We start from the raw sequence: 19,694 nt of genomic DNA, 5'->3' as shown, positions 1-19,694 counted from the left end.
TACTTCCCCAAAAGAAAAATGCCGTCTGAAACCCTTTAGCCTTCCCGATAGTGGCATACCCAACGGTCGGTTTTCTCTGAAAGCGTCTCAAGATAGGCGGCAAGGGTGTCGTATTGTGCTGCGGCGCTGTCCAAGCGGTTGATGTCTCGGCGTGTTTGCTCGCCGTTGGGCATTTCATCGATGTACCAGCCGATGTGTTTGCGGGCGATGCGTACGCCGGCCACTTCGCCATAAAATTCATACATAGCGCGGATGTGGTTCAAAATGGTGGCGTTGCATTCTGCCAAGCTTAAGGCCGGCGGCAAAACGCCGTGTTCGGCGTAATGTTTTAAATCACGGAAAAGCCACGGACTGCCTTGTGCGCCGCGCCCTATCATGATGCCGTCTGCGGCGGTTTGCTTGAGGACGGCGGCAGCTTTTTGCGGCGAAGTAATATCGCCGTTGACCCAAACGGGAATGTTCAGACGGCCTTTGGTTTCGGCAATCAGTTCGTAACGCGCTTCACCTTTGTACATCTGCGTACGGGTGCGGCCGTGGATGGCAAGGGCTGCGATGCCTGATTCTTCGGCGATTTTGGCAATGGTCGGCAAATTTTGATGTTCATTGTGCCAGCCCAAACGGGTTTTGAGGGTAACGGGTACGTCCACCGCGTTGACAACGGCTTCCAAGATTTCGGCAACCAAAGGCTCGTTTTGCATCAATGCGCTGCCTGCCTGCACATTACAGACTTTTTTGGCCGGACAGCCCATGTTTATATCAATCACCTGAGCGCCCAAGCCGACGTTATACCGCGCGGCTTCCGCCATCTGCTGCGGATCGCTGCCGGCAATCTGCACGGCCACCACTCCGCCCTCGCCTTCAAAATCGCTGCGGCGCAAAGTTTTTTTGGTATGGCGCAAGCTCGGATCGCTGGTCAGCATTTCGCATACCGCCCACCCTGCGCCAAACTCGCGGCAAATCCGGCGGAACGGTTTGTCCGTAATGCCTGCCATGGGGGCGAGTGCGATGGGGTTGTCAATGAAATAGCCGCCGATGTGCATGATGTGTGCGCCAAATTGAAAGGGCTGAAATTGTACAATTTTTAAGCAATTTTTCCAATTGTATTTACATGTTGCACAATGAAAAAGGCCGTCTGAAACTGAGTTTCAGACGGCCTTTTCAGCCAAAACATTTAAATAAACAACATGACAACCATCCGCACTGCGTCCTGAATCATGGCAATAATCGGCCAAATCAGTTTGGCCAGCAGGCCGGTAAACAACAGGATCAGGATAATCCATGTGCCGTATGGCTCGATTTTACGGAACTGCATGGACTGTTTGGCGTTGAGAAAGGTATCGATAAAAATACCGCCGTCCCAAGGCAAAATCGGAATCAGGCTGAATGCGACCCAAATCGAGTTCACCATCACGCCGTAACCGGCCATCTGCGCCAAGGGCGCTTGATAAGACTCAGGCACATACGCGGCAAGTACGACGACAAAACCCCAGAAGAACGCCAAAATCAGATTGGCTATCGGACCCGAAATCGACACCCAACGCCACGCGCGGCGCGGATCACGGAAATTGCGCGAATCGATGGGCATGGGACGCGCCCAGCCGAACAGAAAACTGCCTATCATCAGACACACCAACGGCACGACAATCGTACCGACAGGATCGATGTGCGGCAGCGGATTGAGCGTCAAACGCCCAAGCTGCTCGCCAGTATGGTCGCCCCAATACCGCGCCGTATAACCGCGTGCCACTTCGCGCACGGTAATGGCCAACAACACGGGCAATACTGCCAGCAGAAATACGCCTAAATCAAAATTTGCAAACATGGTTTTCCTTATCAAACATGCCGTCTGAAAACAGAAAATATCCTTTCAGACGGCCTGAGGCTTTAATCTTCTTCTGTCTTATCCGAATCGAAAGACTCTTTCAGCTCTTCCCAAGTAATGCCTTTACCTTGAGGATTAAATTTGAAGACTGGTTCACTATAAAGTAATGGCGAATATCTTTAATAAAAGGCCTGTCATGCTGAAATTTAACACGCAATACCGATTCCATAAAGGTTTTCAAACGGCATGATTTATTGCTTCTCGCTATCATACCTAATTCAATTGCCCTATCTATTTCAAGCCTAAAGGCCGTCTGAAACTTCAAATCCAGTTTCAGACGGCCTTTGATTTCCTATTTAAAATGCCTCAGCTGTTTTACAGGCTGTAATACATTTCAAATTCCAGCGGATGAGGTGCCATGCGGATACGGCGGACATCTTCCTCTTTAAAGGCAATGTAGCTGTCGATCCAGTCTTTGCTGAATACGCCGCCGCGCAGGAGGAATTCGTGGTCGGCTTTGAGGGCGGCCAGTGCTTCTTCCAAAGAGGCGCAAACGGTAGGCACCAATGCATCTTCTTCCGGAGGTAGGTCGTACAGGTTTTTATCGGCAGGGTCGCCCGGATGGATTTTGTTTTGAATACCGTCCAAACCGGCCATCAACAAAGCGGCAAACGCCAAGTATGGGTTGGCGGTCGGATCAGGGAAACGCGCTTCGATGCGGCGTGCCTTGCTGCTGTTCACGGACGGAATACGGATGGAAGCGGAACGGTTTTTGGCGGAATATGCCAGTTTGGTCGGTGCTTCAAAGTGCGGCACGAGGCGTTTGTAGGAGTTGGTGGACGGATTAGTAATCGCGTTCAGGGCTTTGGCGTGTTTGATGATGCCGCCGATGTAATAAAGGGCGGTATCGGACAAACCGGCATAGCCATCGCCTGAGAACAGGTTTTGACCGTCTTTCCAAATGGATTGGTGAACGTGCATACCGCTGCCGTTGTCGCCCATGATGGGTTTGGGCATGAAGGTAGCGGTTTTGCCGAAGTTGTGGGCGACGTTTTGAATCACGTATTTCATGTCTTGGGTTTGGTCGGCGCGTTTAACCAAAGTGGCAAAACGGGTGCCGATTTCCATTTGGCTGCCGGTACCGACTTCACTGTGGTGCACTTCCACTTCGATGCCGAGTTCTTCCAAAACATTGACCATGGAAGAACGCAGGTCTTGACCGCAGTCAATCGGTGCAACAGGCGCGTAACCGCCTTTGACGGTCGGACGGTGGCCGGTATTTTGACCGTCCATGTGCAGGCCGCTTGACCATGCGCCGCTTTCGGAAGTGATTTCGTAACGGGTTTTGTGCATGTCGGTTTCGAACTCTACGCCGTCGAAGACGAAGAATTCAGGTTCTGGGCCGAAATAGGCGGTGTCGCCGATACCGGAAGATTTCAAATAGGCTTCGGCGCGGCGTGCGATAGAACGAGGGTCGCGGTCATAACCTTGGCCGTCAGCAGGGTCGATAACGTCGCAGGTAAAGACAACGGTGGTATCGTCGTAGAAAGGATCGACGAAAGCTGTAGACGCATCGGGACGCAACTGCATATCGGAAGCCTGAATACCTTTCCAACCGCCGATGGACGAACCGTCAAACGCTTGACCGTTTTCGAACCATTCTTCGGGATCGTCGAGAACGATGCGGGCGGGGATGGTAAAGTGGTGCTGCTTGCCTTTGGTATCGGTAAAGCGCAAATCTACGAAGCGGGCTTCGCTTTCTTCAATCAGTTTTACAGCGTCTTTGATGGACATCTTCAGCTCCTGAGGGATTGGGTTTAAGTTGTTATTCTATCACGGTAAGGCCGTCTGAAATACATCAGGGCACCCGTTTTTACGCAATGAAATATAGTTTCAGACTGTTTAATTGTCAACAATTTTACATTACGCTTTCTTAACATAAAGACCGCTATAATAAGCACTCTTTTCTTTTGTTTTCTCAGACCCATTTTATGAACAACACTCCGCGTTACGCCGTTTTCGGCAACCCCGTCGCCCACAGCAAGTCGCCGCAAATCCATCGGCAGTTTGCCCTTCATGAAGGCATCGACATCGAATATGAGCGCATTTGTGCCGAAATCGGCGGTTTTGCCGAGGCTGTTGCGGCGTTTCGTGCCGAGGGCGGGCAAGGTGCGAATGTAACTGTCCCATTCAAGCAGGAAGCTTTTGCGCTGGCGGACGAGCATTCTGACCGCGCTTTGGCTGCCGGCGCGGTCAATACGCTAGTGTGGTTGGAAGACGGCAGGATACGCGGCGACAATACCGACGGTATCGGTTTGGCCAACGACATCACGCAGGTCAAAAATATTGCCATCGAAGACAAAACCATTTTGCTTTTGGGCGCAGGCGGCGCGGTACGCGGCGTGATTCCTGTTTTGAAAGAACACCGCCCTGCCCGTATCGTCATTGCCAACCGCACCCACGCCAAGGCCGAGGAATTGGCGCGGCTTTTCGGCATTGAAGCCGTCCCGATGTCGGATTTGAACGGCGGTTTTGATATCATCATCAACGGCACATCCGGCGGCTTGAGCGGTCAGCTTCCTGCCGTCAGCCCTGAAATTTTCCGCGGCTGCCGCCTTGCCTACGATATGGTTTACGGCGAAGCGGCTCAGGCGTTTTTGAACTTTGCCCAAAGCAACGGCGCGGCCGAAGTTTCAGACGGCCTGGGCATGCTGGTCGGTCAGGCTGCCGCCTCTTACCATACTTGGCGCGGATTTACGCCCGATATCCGCCCTGTTATCGAATACATGAAAGCCCTGTAACCATGTTCCGCATCATCAAATGGCTGATTGCCCTGCCCATCGGCATCTTCATTTTCTTCAACGCTTATGTGTACGGCAACATCATTACCTACCGCGCCGTCGCGCCCAGCAAAACCGCCTTCATGTCCATGCGCATGAGCCAGTTTGCAAAAGAAGGCCGCGATGTCAAGCTGGATTACCGCTGGGTGCCTTACGACCAAATTTCCGTCAACCTCAAAAAAGCCCTGATTGCTTCCGAAGACGCCAACTTTGCCGAACACAGCGGCTTTGACTGGAACGGCATCAAATACGCCATGAAACGCAATAAGCAAAGCGGCGAAGTCAAAGCCGGCGGTTCGACCATCAGCCAGCAGCTGGCGAAAAACCTGTTTCTCAACGAAAGCCGCAGCTACATCCGCAAAGGCGAAGAAGCGGCAATTACGGCAATGATGGAAGCGGTTACAGACAAAGACCGCATTTTTGAGCTGTATTTAAACTCAATCGAATGGCACTACGGCGTATTCGGCGCGGAAGCGGCGTCCCAGTATTTCTACAAGAAACCTGCCTCTGCCCTCACCCGCCAACAAGCCGCCAAACTCACGGCGCGCGTTCCGGCTCCGCTGTTTTACGCAGACCACCCTAAGAGCAAACGGATGCACAACAAAACCAATATCATCCTGCGCCGCATGGGTTCGGCAGAATTACCTGAAAGCGATATGGATTAATGAAAAAGGCCGTCTGAACATTTCAGACGGCCTTTGTTTTTAGGCTTTCTCTTCCGGCTCCGGTACGTCAAACACTTGGCGCAGGTAAGCGAGGAAGGTGTTGTTGGTGGTCATGGTTTTGCCCGGGGAGTCGGAGAGCTTGGCGACGGATTGGCCGTTACACTCGACGAGCTTCAAAACAATGTTCAAAGGCGTGTGTCCCAAGTCGTTGGTCAGATTGGTACCGATACCGAAACTGGTTTTGAAACGGTCTTTGAAGTATTGGTGCAACGCCCATGAACGCTCAATATCGAGGCCGTCTGAAAAGGTCAGCATTTTGGTGCGGCTGTCGATTTTAAGTTTTTTGTAATGCTCGTAGGCTTTGTCGCCCCAAACATAAGGATCGCCGCTGTCGTGGCGCAGGCCGTCGAAGAGTTTGGCGAAGTACAGGTCGAAATCACGCAAGAAGGCATCCATGCCGACTACGTCGGTCAGGGCGATACCGAGGTCGCCGCGGTATTCATGTACCCAGCTTTCCAGCGCGGCTTTTTGGAAATTACGCAAACGTACGTCCAAGGCTTGGAAGGCTTGGAGGAACTCGTGTGCCATGGTGCCGATGGGTGTGATGCCGAGCTTTTTGGCCAGATAAACGTTGCTGGTACCGCGCACGATGTCGGGAGCGGCTTCCAACAAGGTGCGGATAACGTGTTCCTGCCATGCAAGGGTGTAGCGGCGGCGTGTGCCGAAATCGGAAATAAGGAACGGCGGATCATTCGGATTTTGTGTAGCCGCAATTTCCTTCAGCTGTTGCGCTTTGGCCTGCAAACGGCGCTCGCCTTCTTCGATGACGGCAGGCGTTTCCAAGCGGCGGAAATAGAGTTCGTTGACGATGGCAAGAATAAAAATCTCGAAGAACATCGCCTGTACCATCGGGCCTTCGATGCGGATGTTCAGACGGCCTTGATCGTCAGGGCTGACTTGGACGAAGCGGCGTTGGAGTTGAAAAAGTTCGAGATAATCGACAAAATCGCTTTTGATAAAACGCAGGCTGCGCAGATAGTCGAGTTCGTCATGGGTAAAGCGCAGCTGGCACAGGGCGTTGAGCTCGCGTTCCAAGTCTTCTTGAATATCGGCCAGCGGATACACCATCTCTTTGTTGCGGCAGCGGAATTCGTAGAGGCTGTGGGTTTGCGGGAATTGGTGCAACACGACTTGCAGCATGGTGAATTTGTACAGGTCGGTATCAAGCAGGGATTGGATAATGGGCTGATAAGCAGACATAAGTTTTCTCTGAGTAAACGTGGGCGTTGAGGTATCAATTTTAATGGGAAAGGCCGTCTGAAAGAAACCTTATTCAGACGGCCTTTATCTTATTAATCCAGCTGCGCTACGGAAACCGGCAAAGAGCGGATGGTAGACAACATCGTGCTGGCATCTTTTTGCTGTTTGCGGAACGCGGCCATATTGGTCGGGGTCAATTTCGGCGTCGGCAGGGCGACGGTAGTCGGGTTGACCGGCTGGCCGTTGACGCGTGCTTCGTAGTGCAGGTGCGGGCCGGTCGAACGGCCGGTTGTACCGACAAAACCAATCACTTCGCCGGCGCGGACTCTGCCGTCGGCAGGGCTGAACGCGCTCATGTGGCCGTACAGGGTTTCCACACCGTTGGCATGTCGGATCATCACGGTATTGCCGTAGCCGCCTTTCCAACCTTTGAAAATCACTTCGCCGTCGGCAGCAGCCTTAATAGGCGTACCGGTCGGCGCGGCATAGTCGATACCGGTGTGCATACGAACGGTATGCAAAACCGGATGGACACGGTAGCCAAACGGGGAAGAAATGCGCGTGTATGCAACAGGCTCGGTATTAAAGCCTTCTTTTTGTTGCAGGGACTTACCGTTTTGGTCGTAGTAGCTGCCGCTTTCTTCGTCGCCTTTGCCTTGGCTGTAATAATAGGCTTGGTAGGTTTTGCCGTCTTTAACCACTTCAGCCGCCAAAATATCGCCGACCGCCATTTGTTGGCCGCGGAAATACATGCTGTTGTACAAAAGACGCACGGTATCGCCTTCTTTCAAATCGCTCATATTAAACGAGTCGGCAAAGATTTCTTTGAGCTGGATATACACTTCGGAAGGGATTTCGGCACGGAGCATATCGCCGATGGCGGAAGTGCGGATTTGCACAGAACGCAGGGTCGGCATGGTTTTCATGTCGATTTCGGCATTGGAGATGCGCCATTTACCTTTGACTTTTTCCAAAGCCACCAAGTTGCGTTCCAATTCTTCATCAGTAAAGAATTGAACGTCGGTCACTTGGCCTGAAGAATCGATGCGGATGTTGACGGATTGGTTGGTCCGCAGGTTTTTCATGTCGAGGTTGGCATTGTTTTTCGCCATGATTTGCTTGATGTCTTCTTGGTTGACACCCATACGTGTCAAAACGTCTGCCAAAGAGTCGCCGGCTTGGACGGCTTCTTGCGCCCAATAGCTGGATTGATAGGTATTGGTTTCCACATAAACGGCAGGCAGCTCTTCGGAAATACGCTCGACTTTAAAATCGGTTTGTGCAGGTTGAGGGTCGGTAATGGCGTATGCGGTCATGATGCCTGAAGCCGGCAGCAGAAACGCTAAGAGGGTTGCTTTGAATCGAGTGGAATATTTGTTTTTAATCACGCGTTATCCTTAATGGGGCGGTCTGTTTTTGAGGTTTGCAGAATGCCGGCACATCCGGCCTGCTGCGACCGCCTGCTGGTTTAAACAGTTTTGGGGATAAAGGACTTTGAGTCTTTTTTCCGATCTGAAAATCAGGTTTTCATTCGGAATGAATGAGGTCGTGTTTGAGATTGACGTTATTATCAGGGCTATTGTGTTGATTTACACCCTGTTTTTCTGAAATTTACGCCACGCATTTTAGCATGGCAGCCCGTTTTTTCCAAACCGGCCGTCTGAACGGCTCTTTTTGAGTACGTGAGGGCAAGGTTCCGAAACGCATCATTTGTCGCGTAAAATAACGGTTTTTCTATCTATTTGCGCTTATGAAGCTGACCCTCGCCCTCCCCTCACTCAACCGCTTTGCCGACGAATCCGTCCCTGAGCTTGCCTTACCTGCTTTTAACCGTCTTTTGCGTTACGGCACATTACGCAAAGAAACACTCAGGCCGTCTGAATTTTACGGACGCCATTTGTGGGGCGGCAGCCTCATTGCCCAAGTGCAACGTTTACGCCACACAAGCCAAAAACGCACAGCCGCTTTTGCCTCTCCGGTTTGGCAACAGATGGGCATGCACCATGTCAACATTATCAGTGGCGAGTTTATCGGCATCCAAAAAGAGGAGGCGCAACGGTTATGTGCGGACTTGTCGGCGTTTTATCAAGATAAAGATTGGCAATTCGAGCCGCTTTGCGAAAGCATGTGGCTGCTCAGTATGCCGACGATAGAAGATTGGGGGGCGGAATGTGTTTTGGATGTGTGCGGGCAGCCGGAAATGGACGGTCAGGCGCACGGCAAAGATGCGGTGTCTTGGTTGGCCGTGCAGACGGAAATCCAAATGTTTCTCCACTCGCATCCGATTAACCAAGCGCGTGAACAACAAGGATTGCCGGAAATCAACGGTTTGTGGCTGTGGAACGATGCGAACGGCACACAGTCTGCGGATATTGTCGCCTCAGACAGCGCATGGGCGCGTTTTTTAGATACGCCCAAACTCGATGCGCCGTATGATTTGAAGGCTTGGTTTGAGATGGTTCAAGAAACAGGCAGCACAGTTTCAGACGGCCTTATCTTTTTGGACGACTTGGTTTCCACCTTACAGACAGGCGATGTTTGGGCATACAAAGATATTTTGGAAAGCTGGGAAACCCGTTGGTTTTCGCCTTTATGGGACGCACTCGCCTCAGGCCGTCTGAAAACTGTATGCATTACCACAGACGGCGAAAACGGCGGCACGCTGGAAATCGGCCGCCGTTCCAAATGGGCATTTTGGCGCAAAGCTAAAACGTTTAACGGATCGTGGTAAGCGGTTTTAAGCCTCCAACGCCTCCAATTTGGCAGAAATTCTATCCCACACATCCTGCAAAGGAATCGCTTTCAACAAACGTGTCGGATCGTTGGTATCGATACTGTCGGGGTGAGGCAGTTCGGCATAATCGCCGGCATAAATGACTTCGGCCTGCTCGGAATACGGACGCCATTTATCCACCCATGATGCGCCAAACAAAGCGATTTGCGGTTTATCCAAAGCTGCAGCGATGTGCATCGGTGCGGAATCGACACCGACAAACAGCTTGGCGCCCTCAATGGCCGCCGCCAATTCACGCAGGCTCAAACATCCGGACAACACATATACTTTTCTGCCTTCCGGAATATTCAGACGGCCTATAATTTCCTGAAGCATGTATTGTTCGACAGTGTCGGGAGAAGCAGTCAATACGACATTCTGTCCGCTGTTGAGCAGAAGTTGTACGATGGCGGCGTTTTTGCCGTCTTCCCAACATTTGAAATGCCAACGCGCACCCGGGTGCAGTAACACATAATCTTCACCGCTCCACCCCTGCTCACGCAATTTCTGCTGCATGCTTTCCCTTGCATCTTGTGCTACCCAAAGGCGTACCTTCGCATCGGCGACGTCTTCAGGCTGGATAAGCGGCGCAAGGATATTCAATTGGTTTTCAACGATATGATGGCTGGGATCAAGCTCATGGTTGATAAAATCATGACAGAAACGCCACCAAAAACCGTCGCGCTTGATGCAGTCAAAACCCACACTGCAACGGGCGCACAGTTTGGCGATTATTGCCGCGCGCCATTGGTCGGACAGGTTGAAAGCCCAGTCGTAATCGCGCGCCTTCAGCTTAGACAAAAGGTTTTTCTCACACGCCAACTGCTTGAATACGCCTAGCTTCTTCCAATTTCGATCAATGGTCAAAATCTGCGCAATCTGCGGATTATCAGCAATCAGCTGCTCCGTACCGGCATACACCAGCATATCGATTTCGCAATCGGGGAAACGGGTTTTCAGCGCATCGACCACCGGCGTGCTCAAAAGCACATCGCCATGATGGCGCAATTTGATGATCAGAATACGTTTGGGTTGGGCTAAAGACATACAAAACTTTCAGACGGCCTGTTGATTGGCTGCTATTGTAAAGCGGAAAACAGGTTTCATAAAATACAAAACAGGCCGTCTGAAAGCTATCCTGCTGATTCATCGCTATAAAATCCGCACAAGTCATGCAATTTATATTACAATCCGCACCCCGTGGTTCGAAAACCTCCCACATTAAAAAACTAAGGAAACCTCATGTCCCGCAACAACGAAGAGCTGCAAGGCATCTCCCTTTTGGGCAACCAGAAAACCCAATACCCAAGCGAATACGCGCCTGAAATTTTGGAAGCGTTCGACAACAAACATCCAGACAACGACTATTTCGTCAAATTCGTCTGCCCCGAGTTCACCAGCCTCTGCCCGATGACTGGCCAGCCCGACTTTGCCACCATCTACATCCGCTACATCCCCCATATCAAAATGGTGGAAAGCAAATCACTGAAACTCTATCTCTTCAGCTTCCGCAACCACGGCGACTTCCATGAAGACTGCGTCAACATCATCATGAAAGACCTCATCGCCCTGATGGATCCGAAATACATCGAAGTATTCGGCGAATTCACACCGCGCGGCGGCATCGCCATTCATCCGTTTGCCAACTACGGCAAAGCAGGCACAGAGTTTGAAGCTTTGGCACGCAAACGCCTGTTTGAGCACGATGCACAATAATCCTATTCAGACGGCCTAACGCCCTTTTCATTGCAAGACTTTCTCTATTGCACGGTCTCGCAAGGCTTCATGCCGTCTGAAAAAACTTCCGAAAGATTTCCATGTACGAATTTACTGCCGCACAGCAGAAGAAAGCGCTCTTCTGGCTGGTGCTTTTCCATATTTTTATTATCGCCGCCAGCAACTATCTGGTGCAGTTCCCCTTTCAAATTTTCAGTATCTTTACCACTTGGGGCGCATTTTCCTTCCCCTTTATCTTCCTCGCAACCGACCTGACCGTGCGCATTTTCGGCGCACCGTTGGCGAGACGGATTATTTTTTGGGTGATGTTCCCCGCCCTGCTGCTCTCTTACGTCTTCTCCGTCCTCTTTCATGACGGCAACTGGACAGGCTGGGCATCTTTAGCCGAATTTAACACCTTCGTCGGCCGTATCGCATTGGCCAGCTTTTCTGCCTATGCGCTCGGGCAAATCCTCGATATTTTCGTGTTCAACAGATTACGCCGTCTAAAATCATGGTGGATTGCCCCCACAGCTTCTACCGTTGTCGGCAACGCTTTGGATACGCTGGTGTTTTTCGCCGTTGCCTTTTATGCGAGCAACGATGAATTTATGGCGGCAAACTGGCAAGGCATCGCATTTGTCGACTATCTATTCAAACTTGCCATCTGCACCCTCTTCTTCCTGCCTGCCTACGGCATCGTATTGAGCATCTTGACCAAAAAACTGACTTCCTTAAACGTCCGTCAAGAAATGCCCGAATCGGTTTTAGCCAAATAAGCAGTAGATAAAAAACAAGGCCGTCTGAAACTTTAATCGTTCAGACGGCCTTTTATGTTTTAAACAATTAACCGGTTAATTGTTTGGTAATCAGTTTTTTCAGCGGCGGGAAGTTATTGCTTGCACGCAATACCAAACCGCGCAGCAGTTTTGCCGGAGCAGTTTCATTGGTAAAGAGTTTCAGCAGCATATTGGTGCCGTGGTAAATCGGATGGGCGTGTAGCATATGCTTGGTGCTGTATTTTTCCAGCAGGCTCTTCGCACCAATATCCTGACCGCGTTGCTCGGCTTCAAGAACCAATTTAGCCAAAAGATCGGCACTTGCCAGACCCAAGTTGAAACCGTGCGCAGTAACCGGATGCATACCGACTGCGGCATCGCCGATCAACGCGCTGCGTTTGCCGTAGAAACGTTGGGCAATCATGCCGACCAAAGGATAATTGTGAATGGTGCTGACCAATTCCATATCACCCAAACGGCCTTTGAGTTGCTCTTTCACGCTGGCTGCCAACTCTTCCGGCGACATGTTTTTAATCGTCTCGGCTTTATCGCTGTCCACCGTAATCACCGTATTGGTTAAATGCTCTTCCAAAGGCAGCAACGCAATGGTACGGCCGTAGTGGAAGCATTCATATGCGGTATGCAGATTAGACAAAGTATGCTTCATGCGGCACACAAACATAGTGCGGCTGTAATCGTGCATATCGGAAGAAATGCCCAATTGACGGCGCGTTTGCGAGAAGCGGCTATCGGCGGCCAACAACAGACGGCCGGTCAATACTTCGCCGCTTTCCAAAATAACTTGCGCCTCATTGTCGGAAGTTTTAACTTCTTTAACATTGGTGCCGGTCAAGATTTTGACGTTATCCAATTTGGACACGACTTCATAAGCGGCTTTACGGATGTTGTGATTGGAAATCAAATAGCCCAAGCAGTCCGCAGGCTCACCGCGTGCCTCTGTCGGTTGCGGGAAGTGGAGCTGGTAATCGGAATGACCGTTCAACACTTTGGCATCGCGCAAAGGATAAATTTCGTCTTTTGGAATCAAATCCCACATACCCAATCGCTGCATGATTTCGCGCGACAAGTGCGTCAGTGCGATTTCACGGCCGTCATACGGCGGATTTTGCAACACTTCTAAAGGACTTCTTTCAATCAGGGTTATGTTCAAACCGCTTCCGGCCAACTCTGCGGCAAAACTTAATCCGGCAGGGCCTGCGCCGACGACGAGAATATCACTGTGTAAGCTCATGGGAGGAATTCCTTGTATTCAACTGATACGGATTTTTTCAGACGGCCTTAAGTTTACTGTGTTTAGCTACATGAGGGTAAATCAAAGGCATTTGATAGATTATATAGAAAGCATTGATAGAATAAAACAAATGTTATCAATTGTAAGCGCGTTTTTACTTTGGCCTTAATATAAATCAAGCTTCACGACATACGGATTTTATCAAACGGACAAACATTCAGATAAACAAAAACCGCATTCCGAAAAGGGAATGCGGCTTTCAATCGTAAAACGATTATTCTTCAGAACCGGTGTAAGGACGGATGCTGACAGTTTTACGGTTCAGCGCGCCTTTGGTTTTGAATTCAACGTAACCGTCGACTTTAGCAAACAAAGTGTGGTCTTTGCCCATGCCTACGTTGTCACCTGCGTGGAATTTAGTACCGCGTTGACGAACGATGATGGAGCCTGCCGGGATCAGCTCGTTGCCGTAGGCTTTAACGCCCAAGCGTTTGGCTTCTGAATCGCGACCGTTGCGGGTGCTACCGCCTGCTTTTTTACTTGCCATTTGTAATACTCCTGAACTTACTTGAAATTAGGCGATTGCCACGATTTCGATTTGGGTGAAATTTTGGCGATGGCCTTGGCGTTTTTGGTAGTGTTTGCGACGACGCATTTTGAAAATGCGTACTTTCTCGCCACGACCATGAGCAACGACTTTGGCTGTTACTTTTGCGCCTTCGATAAAAGGTGCGCCTACTTTTACAGATTCGCCGTCAGCAATCATCAAAACTTCAGTCAGTTCGATTTGGCTGTCGAGTTCGGCTGGTATCTGTTCTACTTTCAATTTTTCGCCAACGGAAACTTTGTATTGTTTACCGCCGGTTTTTATGACCGCGTACATACTCAACTCCATGAGAATTAGGTTAACATTCCGCACACCATGTGCGAAACGAGCTATTCTATTTCTATTTGCCTATTTTGTCAAAATTTATTTTATTTACAACTGAAAAGGCCGTCTGAAAGATATGTTGCATGCTTTTTAACTGATATAATCACGCGCTGGATTGCTGATATCTTTATGCAACGTTATTACCCCGACCGAATGTACGGGTTTAAACAGATTCATTGGAGCCTCCGCTCCGTTTTATCAACAGAGAATGTTTTATGCTCGAAAACCTGCCTTACTTCCAACGCCACCTGCCCGATGACCTTGCCAAAGTGAACGCGGTCATCAACCAAGCTGTTCAATCCGATGTCGCGCTGATTTCGCAAATTGGCACATACATCATCAGCGCGGGCGGTAAGCGACTGCGTCCGATTATTACCATTTTGGCAGGCAAAGCAGTCGGGCATGACGATGAAAAGCTGTATTCGCTGGCAGCGATGGTGGAATTCATCCACACCTCCACCCTCCTGCACGACGATGTCGTTGACGAAAGTGAATTGCGCCGCGGCCGTAAAACCGCAAACAATCTCTTCGGCAACGCAGCGGCCGTTTTGGTCGGCGACTTCCTCTATACACGCGCCTTCCAACTGATGGTCGGTTCAGGCAGTATGCGTATATTGGAAGTGATGGCCGATGCGACCAACATCATCGCCGAAGGCGAAGTCATGCAGCTGATGAACATCGGCAATACGGATATTACCGAAGAGCAATACGTCCAAGTTATCCAATACAAAACAGCAAAATTGTTTGAAGCGGCCGCGCAAGTCGGCGCAATTTTGGGCAAGGCTTCCCCCGAACACGAGCAAGCCTTGAAAGACTACGGCATGTACGTCGGTACGGCTTTCCAAATCATTGACGATGTTTTGGACTATTCAGGCGAAACCGAAGAAATCGGCAAAAACGTCGGCGACGATTTGGCAGAAGGCAAACCTACCCTGCCATTGATTTACCTGATGCGAAACGGCTCCGAGCAGGCCGCCAACGATGTGCGCTATGCTTTGGAAAATGCCGACCGCAGCTATTTTGAAAAAATCCACGACTATGTCGTCAACTCCGACGCTTTGCCGTATTCGATTTCTGAAGCGAAAAAAGCCGTTGACAAAGCCATCGCTTCATTGGACGTGTTGCCTGACAGCGAAGTCAAAGAAGCCATGATCCAACTGGCAAAAGAATCTTTAGCCCGAGTATCTTAATCCGATGAATTTCAGCTTTGTCCCTTTGTTTCTGGTTACGCTGATTTTTTTGGGCGTCGTCAGCAACAACAACTCGATTACGATTTCGGCGGCGGTATTGCTGCTCATGCAGCAGACGGCCTTGTCGCAATATCTTCCCTTGGTGGAAAAACACGGTTTGCATCTGGGCATCATCCTGCTGACCATCGGCGTATTGAGTCCGTTGGTTTCCGGTAAAATCCAGATTCCGCCGGTTTCCGAGTTTATCAATTTCAAAATGATTGCTGCCGTCCTTATCGGCATTTTGGTTGCCTGGCTTGCCGGACGCGGCGTTCCATTGATGAGCGAACAGCCTGTTTTGGTAACCGGATTATTAATCGGCACGGTCATCGGCGTTGCCTTTGTCGGCGGCATTCCGGTCGGCCCTTTGATTGCCGCCGGCTTATTGTCTTTTTTTGCTGGAAAGGTTTAAAATCCCCTCCTTTACCGCCTCGCCATAGTTCAACGGATAGAACGTATGCCTCCTAAGCGTAAAATACAGGTTCGATTCCTGTTGGCGAGGCCACAGTTTCAAGAAAAGCCTTCATACTTTGAAAGGCTTTTTTATTATCAACAATAAAGGCCGTCTGAAACTTTTCAGACGGCCTTCTCATTTCGCCAAACCGTTAACCCGGACGACCATCCGAACGCGGACGGATCAGCCAAGGAATATATTTCCATGCGTACAACAGCAAAGAGGCGGCAAACAAAGCGGCGGAGCAACGAATACTGTGCGTGTATGCCGTACCGCTCACAAAGGTAGCCAAAACACGGACAACCGTTGCGGCAATCATCAGCCAAAAGGCGACAGGAACCACTTTAGGCGGCGGATAAATGGAGTTGCCGGTATGGCCAAGCGCAGTTCGCGCCATCATGCCCAAAGTCAGCACGCCGATACCGCCAACGCCGATAAGGTGCACACCCAAATTCAGGAAACTTGGAATCCAATAAGAAAGACCGACCGCAATCAAGCCCAAGCCAGTAAACAGATAGCCGGCAAACAAAATCCAAAGCATAGGCTCTTTCAGCACGGCTTTATACCACCAGCGGTACACCTGCACGGTAAAAATCACACCGGCAGCCAACGCAAACAACGCGGCCAGTCCCGGCAAAATGTTATGCGCCATCAGCATGGCGGTCAGCATAGGCAGCCAAAGTGAAGCATGCGCCACCCATTGAGGGCTGGGGATTTGCGGCACGTTCAGGCGTTTGGACGTAAAGAACGAGATAATCCGCATACCGATCAAACCAATAAAACCGGCCACCATAATCAAACCGGATTGCAAACCGGTCATCAGCGCAATGGCATCAAACGGCTGCACTTTCAGATGGAAGGCGAAATGGGTGCCGCCCAAAACAAAAATAGCGAACACGGCAACATAGTTGCGCTTGTTTTGAGAACGAATTACCGGCAAAGCCATGCATACCGCGCCATACCAGAAAAAGATCGTACCGAATATGCCGCTTGCCGTTACCCCCCAACCAGGAATAAACATACAAATGCGGGCCAACAGCCAAAATGCGGTCAAACCGGCCAAAGCCTTACCGCGTGTCGGCGGCTGGCCTGTCCAAGTCGCCACGGCCGTCAATAAAAATGCAATGACAACCAATCCGGCATAGCCCCAAATCATTTCATGGGCATGCCAATAAAAACCCGGCAACTCAGGCGTACCCTGAAAGCCGAAGCCCCAAAGCAGTATAGACAATGCGCCATACAAAGCCGCCAACGAATAAAACGGGCGGAAGGCCATTGCCCAAACCGGGTGTTTGAACAAATCGGTCATGGTGGTTCCTTCAATTTTTATATCATCATAAAACAGCAACAGAGGCCGTCTGAAACTTTTCAGACGGCCATCAATTCCCTTTCCTGTTACACATTCTCAGGCAAAGGCAAAAAAGGTTCAATCGCAGGGAAAAGCTCGCGCTCCTCAAAGCGCGCATGATCGCGCAAAGTGACAGCAAACTCCTTATTCCATGATTCATTCATATATTCAGGATGCGCCATCATCGCGCGTAATTTGGCATGATCGCCTTCAAAACGCTGCCGCAACGCAGGGTCAATTTTATCCCAATACGGCGCAAACATGGTTTCCTCTTCCCAAAAATGTGGCTCAAGCTCAACAAAATGAGGCTCCAGCTCCGCCTGATGGCTTTGATCGGGCGTACGCAGAAGACGGACGCACAACGACAGCGAACCATGATGTTCGCGGGAAAGTTCTATTAAGGCAGGATGGCGTTTCAAGGGCTTCATAAGTTCGTTATAATGGCAACAGTCTGTCAAACTGGATTAATTCAAATGTTTCAGATATTATGAAACCCAATCCCACATAAAGTCAAACAGCCCCTCACCAAGCACTACGCTTTTGACATATAATAAAAATATCTAAAGAGCCAGCCATGTATCTGACCCAACATACCGATTACGGATTGCGCGTATTGGTTTATACCGCCATCAACGACGACACCCTCGTCAATATCGGCACTATTGCCGAGACTTACAATATTTCCAAAAGCCATTTGATGAAAGTGGTTACCTCATTAGTCAAAGGCGGTTTTCTGGTCAGCGTGCGCGGCAAAGGCGGCGGTTTGCGCTTGGCAGACAATCCTGAAAACATCAATATCGGTGCAGTGGTACGCCATCTTGAGCCGATGCAGGTTGTCGAATGCATGGGCGACAACAACGAATGCCTCATCACCCCATCCTGCCGACTGACCGGTATCATCACCGGTGCCATCAAAGCCTTCTTCAATCATTTAGATCAATACTCACTGCAAGATCTGCTGGACAAGCCGACTTACGACATACTTTATACACCGCGCATCCCAATCAACGAAATACGCGGAACGGCCGACTAAATCTTCAGGCCGTCTGAAATAAAGATTTTCAGACGGCATTGGTTTACAAAACATTCTACAACTTAAATAGCTGACTTTCATTTGATAGGTTATTTTTTATACTAAATATGTTGAATATAAGACAACAGAAAAACCCAAAATAAGAATAATCATAGCAACCGTAAAATTTATTCTTAATATTTTCAAATAAAATTTATTGGATATTTTTTGTATTCCAAATAGCACTCTGAAAAATTTAAATTGCATACTTCCAATAAATAGATATTCAAAAAAACCTATATCTACCCCTTCTGATTTTAATATTTTATATACTATTACTGAATTAATTATAATTGCAATAAAATACAAAAATACTAAACAAAACAGAAAATAAGGCAATAACTCCACCAAACTACTCCTTCTTTTTTAAAAAGAATTTTCCCTAAAAAATATATTGGACGACATAACCGAATTTCTATACTCGACATTATATTCCAACCCTTCACAAACCAATAAATACAAAAATGCCCGAAGCCAAAAGCCTCGGGCATTTTTAATATTTGGTGGGTCCGGTGGGTTTCGAACCCACGACCAAGGGATTATGAGTCCCCTGCTCTAACCCCTGAGCTACAGACCCGTCAAGAGTAGATGCGGATTATAGCATAACTTGTTGCTTGTTCAAGATGCCGAGCAAATGTTTCAGACGGCCTGTTGGTTTTCTATTCGGGCATTATGCCGATACGCCCAATGCTTCCCAAACTTTCAAAGCGTCCGATGTTGCTTTGACATCGTGAACACGGATGATTTGCGCGCCTCTAGCCACTGAGGCCAAAGCAGCTGCGACGCTGCCGTGTACGCGTTTGGCGGCATCTTGTTCGCCTGTCAGTTCGCCAATCATACGTTTGCGCGATACGCCGATCAGAAGGGGGAATCCGGTTGCTTCCATCAATTCAGGCAAATGTTTTATCAGGGTGATGTTGTGTTGCAGGTTTTTGCCGAAACCGAAGCCGGGGTCCAGCGTGATGCGTTCAGGGGCAATGCCTGCTTGAACGCATTCTGCCGCGCGTGCTTTTAAATAGCGCGCGACCTCTTCGACGACATCTTGATATTGCGGATTAAGCTGCATGGTTTTGGGCAAACCCTGCATGTGCATAAGACACACGCCCGTCTTCGGCTGTTGCGCCAACAAGGCGACTGCGCCTTCATCACTCAATGCGGCAACATCGTTGATAATATCGACGCCGCCTTGTGCCAAGGCTTTTTCCATAATCGCCGTACGGCGCGTATCCAAGCTGACGGGAACATTCCACTTGGCCACTTCCACTAAAACCGGCTGCACCCTGGCCCATTCTTCTTCGAGAGAAACATCATCCGAACCCGGGCGGGTAGATTCGCCGCCGATATCGAGAATATCCGCGCCGTCTTTCAGCAGCTGCTCGGCATGTGTCAATGCTATTGAGACATTTTGCGAATAGGTGCCGCCATCGGAAAATGAATCGGGGGTCAGATTGACGATGCCCATGATTTTCGGTTTGTCCAAGGCGATTTCAAATCGGCCTGCCTGCCAAATGCGTGTGTTCATAATGCTTCCATTGATGAAATAATAGGATAGA

Annotated in this window: 20 protein-coding genes, 2 tRNA genes and 1 riboswitch; of the genes, 9 read left to right on the top strand and 13 right to left on the bottom strand. The window is 49.7% G+C overall.

Annotated elements, in window-relative coordinates; translation table 11 throughout:
- Nucleotides 1-35 precede the first annotated feature (35 nt).
- From dusB to glnA, 3 genes are all read right to left on the bottom strand, one after another.
- On the bottom strand, nt 36-1,040 hold the full coding sequence (gene dusB / locus ACTHUR_RS05130) for a tRNA dihydrouridine synthase DusB (protein WP_004518788.1): 1,005 nt from the start codon (nt 1,038-1,040) through the stop codon (nt 36-38).
- A 131-nt stretch (nt 1,041-1,171) separates the two neighbouring features.
- Entirely contained in the window at nt 1,172-1,822 is a 651-nt protein-coding gene (locus ACTHUR_RS05125) for a site-2 protease family protein (RefSeq protein WP_004518789.1), read from the bottom strand.
- Nucleotides 1,823-2,197: 375 nt separating this feature from the next.
- Nucleotides 2,198-3,616 carry a type I glutamate--ammonia ligase gene (gene glnA / locus ACTHUR_RS05120; RefSeq protein ID WP_004518791.1) on the bottom strand — a complete coding sequence of 473 codons (1,419 nt, stop codon included), beginning with the start codon at nt 3,614-3,616 and terminating at the stop codon, nt 2,198-2,200.
- Between the two features lie 197 nt (nt 3,617-3,813).
- On the opposite strand from glnA, the gene aroE reads away from it, so the two are divergent.
- Both aroE and mtgA read left to right on the top strand, forming a co-directional pair.
- The gene (gene aroE / locus ACTHUR_RS05115; protein WP_004518793.1) at nt 3,814-4,623 is read left to right on the top strand and encodes a shikimate dehydrogenase; all 810 of its coding nucleotides are present in this window, start codon (nt 3,814-3,816) and stop codon (nt 4,621-4,623) included.
- A gap of 2 nt (nt 4,624-4,625) precedes the next feature.
- A complete protein-coding gene (gene mtgA / locus ACTHUR_RS05110) occupies nt 4,626-5,327 on the top strand; it encodes a monofunctional biosynthetic peptidoglycan transglycosylase (protein ID WP_004518794.1) in 702 nt (233 codons plus the stop codon).
- A gap of 39 nt (nt 5,328-5,366) precedes the next feature.
- On the opposite strand, the gene pncB is transcribed toward mtgA, so the two are convergent.
- Nucleotides 5,367-6,587, bottom strand: a complete 1,221-nt coding sequence (gene pncB / locus ACTHUR_RS05105; RefSeq protein WP_039861840.1) for a nicotinate phosphoribosyltransferase — start codon at nt 6,585-6,587, stop codon at nt 5,367-5,369.
- Nucleotides 6,588-6,679: 92 nt separating this feature from the next.
- Complete coding sequence (locus tag ACTHUR_RS05100) at nt 6,680-7,975, bottom strand: M23 family metallopeptidase (RefSeq protein ID WP_003748435.1); 1,296 nt, start codon at nt 7,973-7,975, stop codon at nt 6,680-6,682.
- 362 nt (nt 7,976-8,337) lie between these two features.
- Between ACTHUR_RS05100 and ACTHUR_RS05095 the strand changes: the two genes are divergently transcribed.
- The gene (locus ACTHUR_RS05095; RefSeq protein WP_049337014.1) at nt 8,338-9,318 is read left to right on the top strand and encodes a hypothetical protein; all 981 of its coding nucleotides are present in this window, start codon (nt 8,338-8,340) and stop codon (nt 9,316-9,318) included.
- Nucleotides 9,319-9,324: 6 nt separating this feature from the next.
- On the opposite strand, the gene rfaQ is transcribed toward ACTHUR_RS05095, so the two are convergent.
- Nucleotides 9,325-10,407, bottom strand: a complete 1,083-nt coding sequence (rfaQ, locus tag ACTHUR_RS05090; RefSeq protein WP_049337016.1) for a putative lipopolysaccharide heptosyltransferase III — start codon at nt 10,405-10,407, stop codon at nt 9,325-9,327.
- Nucleotides 10,408-10,554: 147 nt separating this feature from the next.
- A riboswitch (PreQ1 riboswitch) is annotated at nt 10,555-10,599 on the top strand.
- 3 nt (nt 10,600-10,602) lie between these two features.
- Here rfaQ and queF point away from each other — a divergent pair.
- Nucleotides 10,603-11,076, top strand: a complete 474-nt coding sequence (gene queF, locus ACTHUR_RS05085) for a preQ(1) synthase (RefSeq protein WP_003748427.1) — start codon at nt 10,603-10,605, stop codon at nt 11,074-11,076.
- A 101-nt stretch (nt 11,077-11,177) separates the two neighbouring features.
- On the top strand, nt 11,178-11,855 hold the full coding sequence (locus ACTHUR_RS05080; RefSeq protein ID WP_049337017.1) for a 7-cyano-7-deazaguanine/7-aminomethyl-7-deazaguanine transporter: 678 nt from the start codon (nt 11,178-11,180) through the stop codon (nt 11,853-11,855).
- 67 nt (nt 11,856-11,922) lie between these two features.
- Here ACTHUR_RS05080 and ubiM read toward each other — a convergent pair whose 3' ends face one another.
- The 3 genes from ubiM to rplU all read right to left on the bottom strand — a co-directional run bounded on the left by ubiM (nt 11,923) and on the right by rplU (nt 13,990).
- Nucleotides 11,923-13,107 (bottom strand): 5-demethoxyubiquinol-8 5-hydroxylase UbiM, encoded by a 1,185-nt coding sequence (gene ubiM, locus ACTHUR_RS05075; RefSeq protein ID WP_004518804.1) that lies wholly within the window; start codon nt 13,105-13,107, stop codon nt 11,923-11,925.
- A 274-nt stretch (nt 13,108-13,381) separates the two neighbouring features.
- The gene (rpmA, locus tag ACTHUR_RS05070) at nt 13,382-13,654 is read right to left on the bottom strand and encodes a 50S ribosomal protein L27 (protein ID WP_002212328.1); all 273 of its coding nucleotides are present in this window, start codon (nt 13,652-13,654) and stop codon (nt 13,382-13,384) included.
- A gap of 27 nt (nt 13,655-13,681) precedes the next feature.
- Nucleotides 13,682-13,990, bottom strand: coding sequence for a 50S ribosomal protein L21 (rplU, locus tag ACTHUR_RS05065; protein ID WP_100066624.1), 309 nt, complete (start codon nt 13,988-13,990; stop codon nt 13,682-13,684).
- A 263-nt stretch (nt 13,991-14,253) separates the two neighbouring features.
- On the opposite strand from rplU, the gene ispB reads away from it, so the two are divergent.
- The 3 genes from ispB (at nt 14,254) to ACTHUR_RS05050 (ending at nt 15,772) form a co-directional block, all read left to right on the top strand.
- On the top strand, nt 14,254-15,228 hold the full coding sequence (gene ispB, locus ACTHUR_RS05060) for an octaprenyl diphosphate synthase (RefSeq protein ID WP_004518806.1): 975 nt from the start codon (nt 14,254-14,256) through the stop codon (nt 15,226-15,228).
- Between the two features lie 4 nt (nt 15,229-15,232).
- A complete protein-coding gene (locus ACTHUR_RS05055) occupies nt 15,233-15,679 on the top strand; it encodes a DUF441 domain-containing protein (RefSeq protein WP_004518807.1) in 447 nt (148 codons plus the stop codon).
- A gap of 18 nt (nt 15,680-15,697) precedes the next feature.
- Nucleotides 15,698-15,772 (top strand) — tRNA-Arg (locus tag ACTHUR_RS05050).
- Nucleotides 15,773-15,872: 100 nt separating this feature from the next.
- On the opposite strand, the gene ACTHUR_RS05045 is transcribed toward ACTHUR_RS05050, so the two are convergent.
- Complete coding sequence (locus ACTHUR_RS05045; RefSeq protein WP_049344489.1) at nt 15,873-17,030, bottom strand: NnrS family protein; 1,158 nt, start codon at nt 17,028-17,030, stop codon at nt 15,873-15,875.
- 86 nt (nt 17,031-17,116) lie between these two features.
- Nucleotides 17,117-17,497 (bottom strand): hemerythrin domain-containing protein, encoded by a 381-nt coding sequence (locus ACTHUR_RS05040; protein ID WP_049344491.1) that lies wholly within the window; start codon nt 17,495-17,497, stop codon nt 17,117-17,119.
- Nucleotides 17,498-17,643: 146 nt separating this feature from the next.
- Here ACTHUR_RS05040 and ACTHUR_RS05035 point away from each other — a divergent pair, with 146 nt between their 5' ends.
- Complete coding sequence (locus ACTHUR_RS05035; protein ID WP_004518811.1) at nt 17,644-18,102, top strand: RrF2 family transcriptional regulator; 459 nt, start codon at nt 17,644-17,646, stop codon at nt 18,100-18,102.
- A 540-nt stretch (nt 18,103-18,642) separates the two neighbouring features.
- Here ACTHUR_RS05035 and ACTHUR_RS05030 read toward each other — a convergent pair.
- Both ACTHUR_RS05030 and folP read right to left on the bottom strand, forming a co-directional pair.
- Nucleotides 18,643-18,718 (bottom strand) — tRNA-Ile (locus ACTHUR_RS05030).
- A 93-nt stretch (nt 18,719-18,811) separates the two neighbouring features.
- Complete coding sequence (gene folP / locus ACTHUR_RS05025) at nt 18,812-19,663, bottom strand: dihydropteroate synthase (RefSeq protein WP_070695213.1); 852 nt, start codon at nt 19,661-19,663, stop codon at nt 18,812-18,814.
- Nucleotides 19,664-19,694 lie beyond the last annotated feature (31 nt).

It is taken from the genome of Neisseria sp. P0021.S007 (assembly GCF_051956855.1).
Note: the sequence above shows the minus strand (reverse complement) of the source record. Positions and strands in the feature narration are given on the sequence as shown.

Excerpts from the sequence above, each read along its gene's own strand:
- ACTHUR_RS05040 (WP_049344491.1), bottom strand. The coding sequence starts at position 17,497 with ATGAAGCCCTTGAAACGCCATCCTGCCTTAATAGAACTTTCCCGCGAA.
- ACTHUR_RS05055 (WP_004518807.1), top strand. The coding sequence starts at position 15,233 with ATGAATTTCAGCTTTGTCCCTTTGTTTCTGGTTACGCTGATTTTTTTG.
- dusB (WP_004518788.1), bottom strand. The coding sequence starts at position 1,040 with ATGCACATCGGCGGCTATTTCATTGACAACCCCATCGCACTCGCCCCC.
- glnA (WP_004518791.1), bottom strand. The coding sequence starts at position 3,616 with ATGTCCATCAAAGACGCTGTAAAACTGATTGAAGAAAGCGAAGCCCGC.
- rpmA (WP_002212328.1), bottom strand. The coding sequence starts at position 13,654 with ATGGCAAGTAAAAAAGCAGGCGGTAGCACCCGCAACGGTCGCGATTCA.
- ubiM (WP_004518804.1), bottom strand. The coding sequence starts at position 13,107 with ATGAGCTTACACAGTGATATTCTCGTCGTCGGCGCAGGCCCTGCCGGA.
- rfaQ (WP_049337016.1), bottom strand. The coding sequence starts at position 10,407 with ATGTCTTTAGCCCAACCCAAACGTATTCTGATCATCAAATTGCGCCAT.
- rplU (WP_100066624.1), bottom strand. The coding sequence starts at position 13,990 with ATGTACGCGGTCATAAAAACCGGCGGTAAACAATACAAAGTTTCCGTT.
- ACTHUR_RS05080 (WP_049337017.1), top strand. The coding sequence starts at position 11,178 with ATGTACGAATTTACTGCCGCACAGCAGAAGAAAGCGCTCTTCTGGCTG.
- pncB (WP_039861840.1), bottom strand. The coding sequence starts at position 6,587 with ATGTCTGCTTATCAGCCCATTATCCAATCCCTGCTTGATACCGACCTG.
- ACTHUR_RS05095 (WP_049337014.1), top strand. The coding sequence starts at position 8,338 with ATGAAGCTGACCCTCGCCCTCCCCTCACTCAACCGCTTTGCCGACGAA.
- ACTHUR_RS05045 (WP_049344489.1), bottom strand. The coding sequence starts at position 17,030 with ATGACCGATTTGTTCAAACACCCGGTTTGGGCAATGGCCTTCCGCCCG.
- ACTHUR_RS05125 (WP_004518789.1), bottom strand. The coding sequence starts at position 1,822 with ATGTTTGCAAATTTTGATTTAGGCGTATTTCTGCTGGCAGTATTGCCC.
- ispB (WP_004518806.1), top strand. The coding sequence starts at position 14,254 with ATGCTCGAAAACCTGCCTTACTTCCAACGCCACCTGCCCGATGACCTT.
- ACTHUR_RS05035 (WP_004518811.1), top strand. The coding sequence starts at position 17,644 with ATGTATCTGACCCAACATACCGATTACGGATTGCGCGTATTGGTTTAT.
- queF (WP_003748427.1), top strand. The coding sequence starts at position 10,603 with ATGTCCCGCAACAACGAAGAGCTGCAAGGCATCTCCCTTTTGGGCAAC.
- aroE (WP_004518793.1), top strand. The coding sequence starts at position 3,814 with ATGAACAACACTCCGCGTTACGCCGTTTTCGGCAACCCCGTCGCCCAC.
- mtgA (WP_004518794.1), top strand. The coding sequence starts at position 4,626 with ATGTTCCGCATCATCAAATGGCTGATTGCCCTGCCCATCGGCATCTTC.
- folP (WP_070695213.1), bottom strand. The coding sequence starts at position 19,663 with ATGAACACACGCATTTGGCAGGCAGGCCGATTTGAAATCGCCTTGGAC.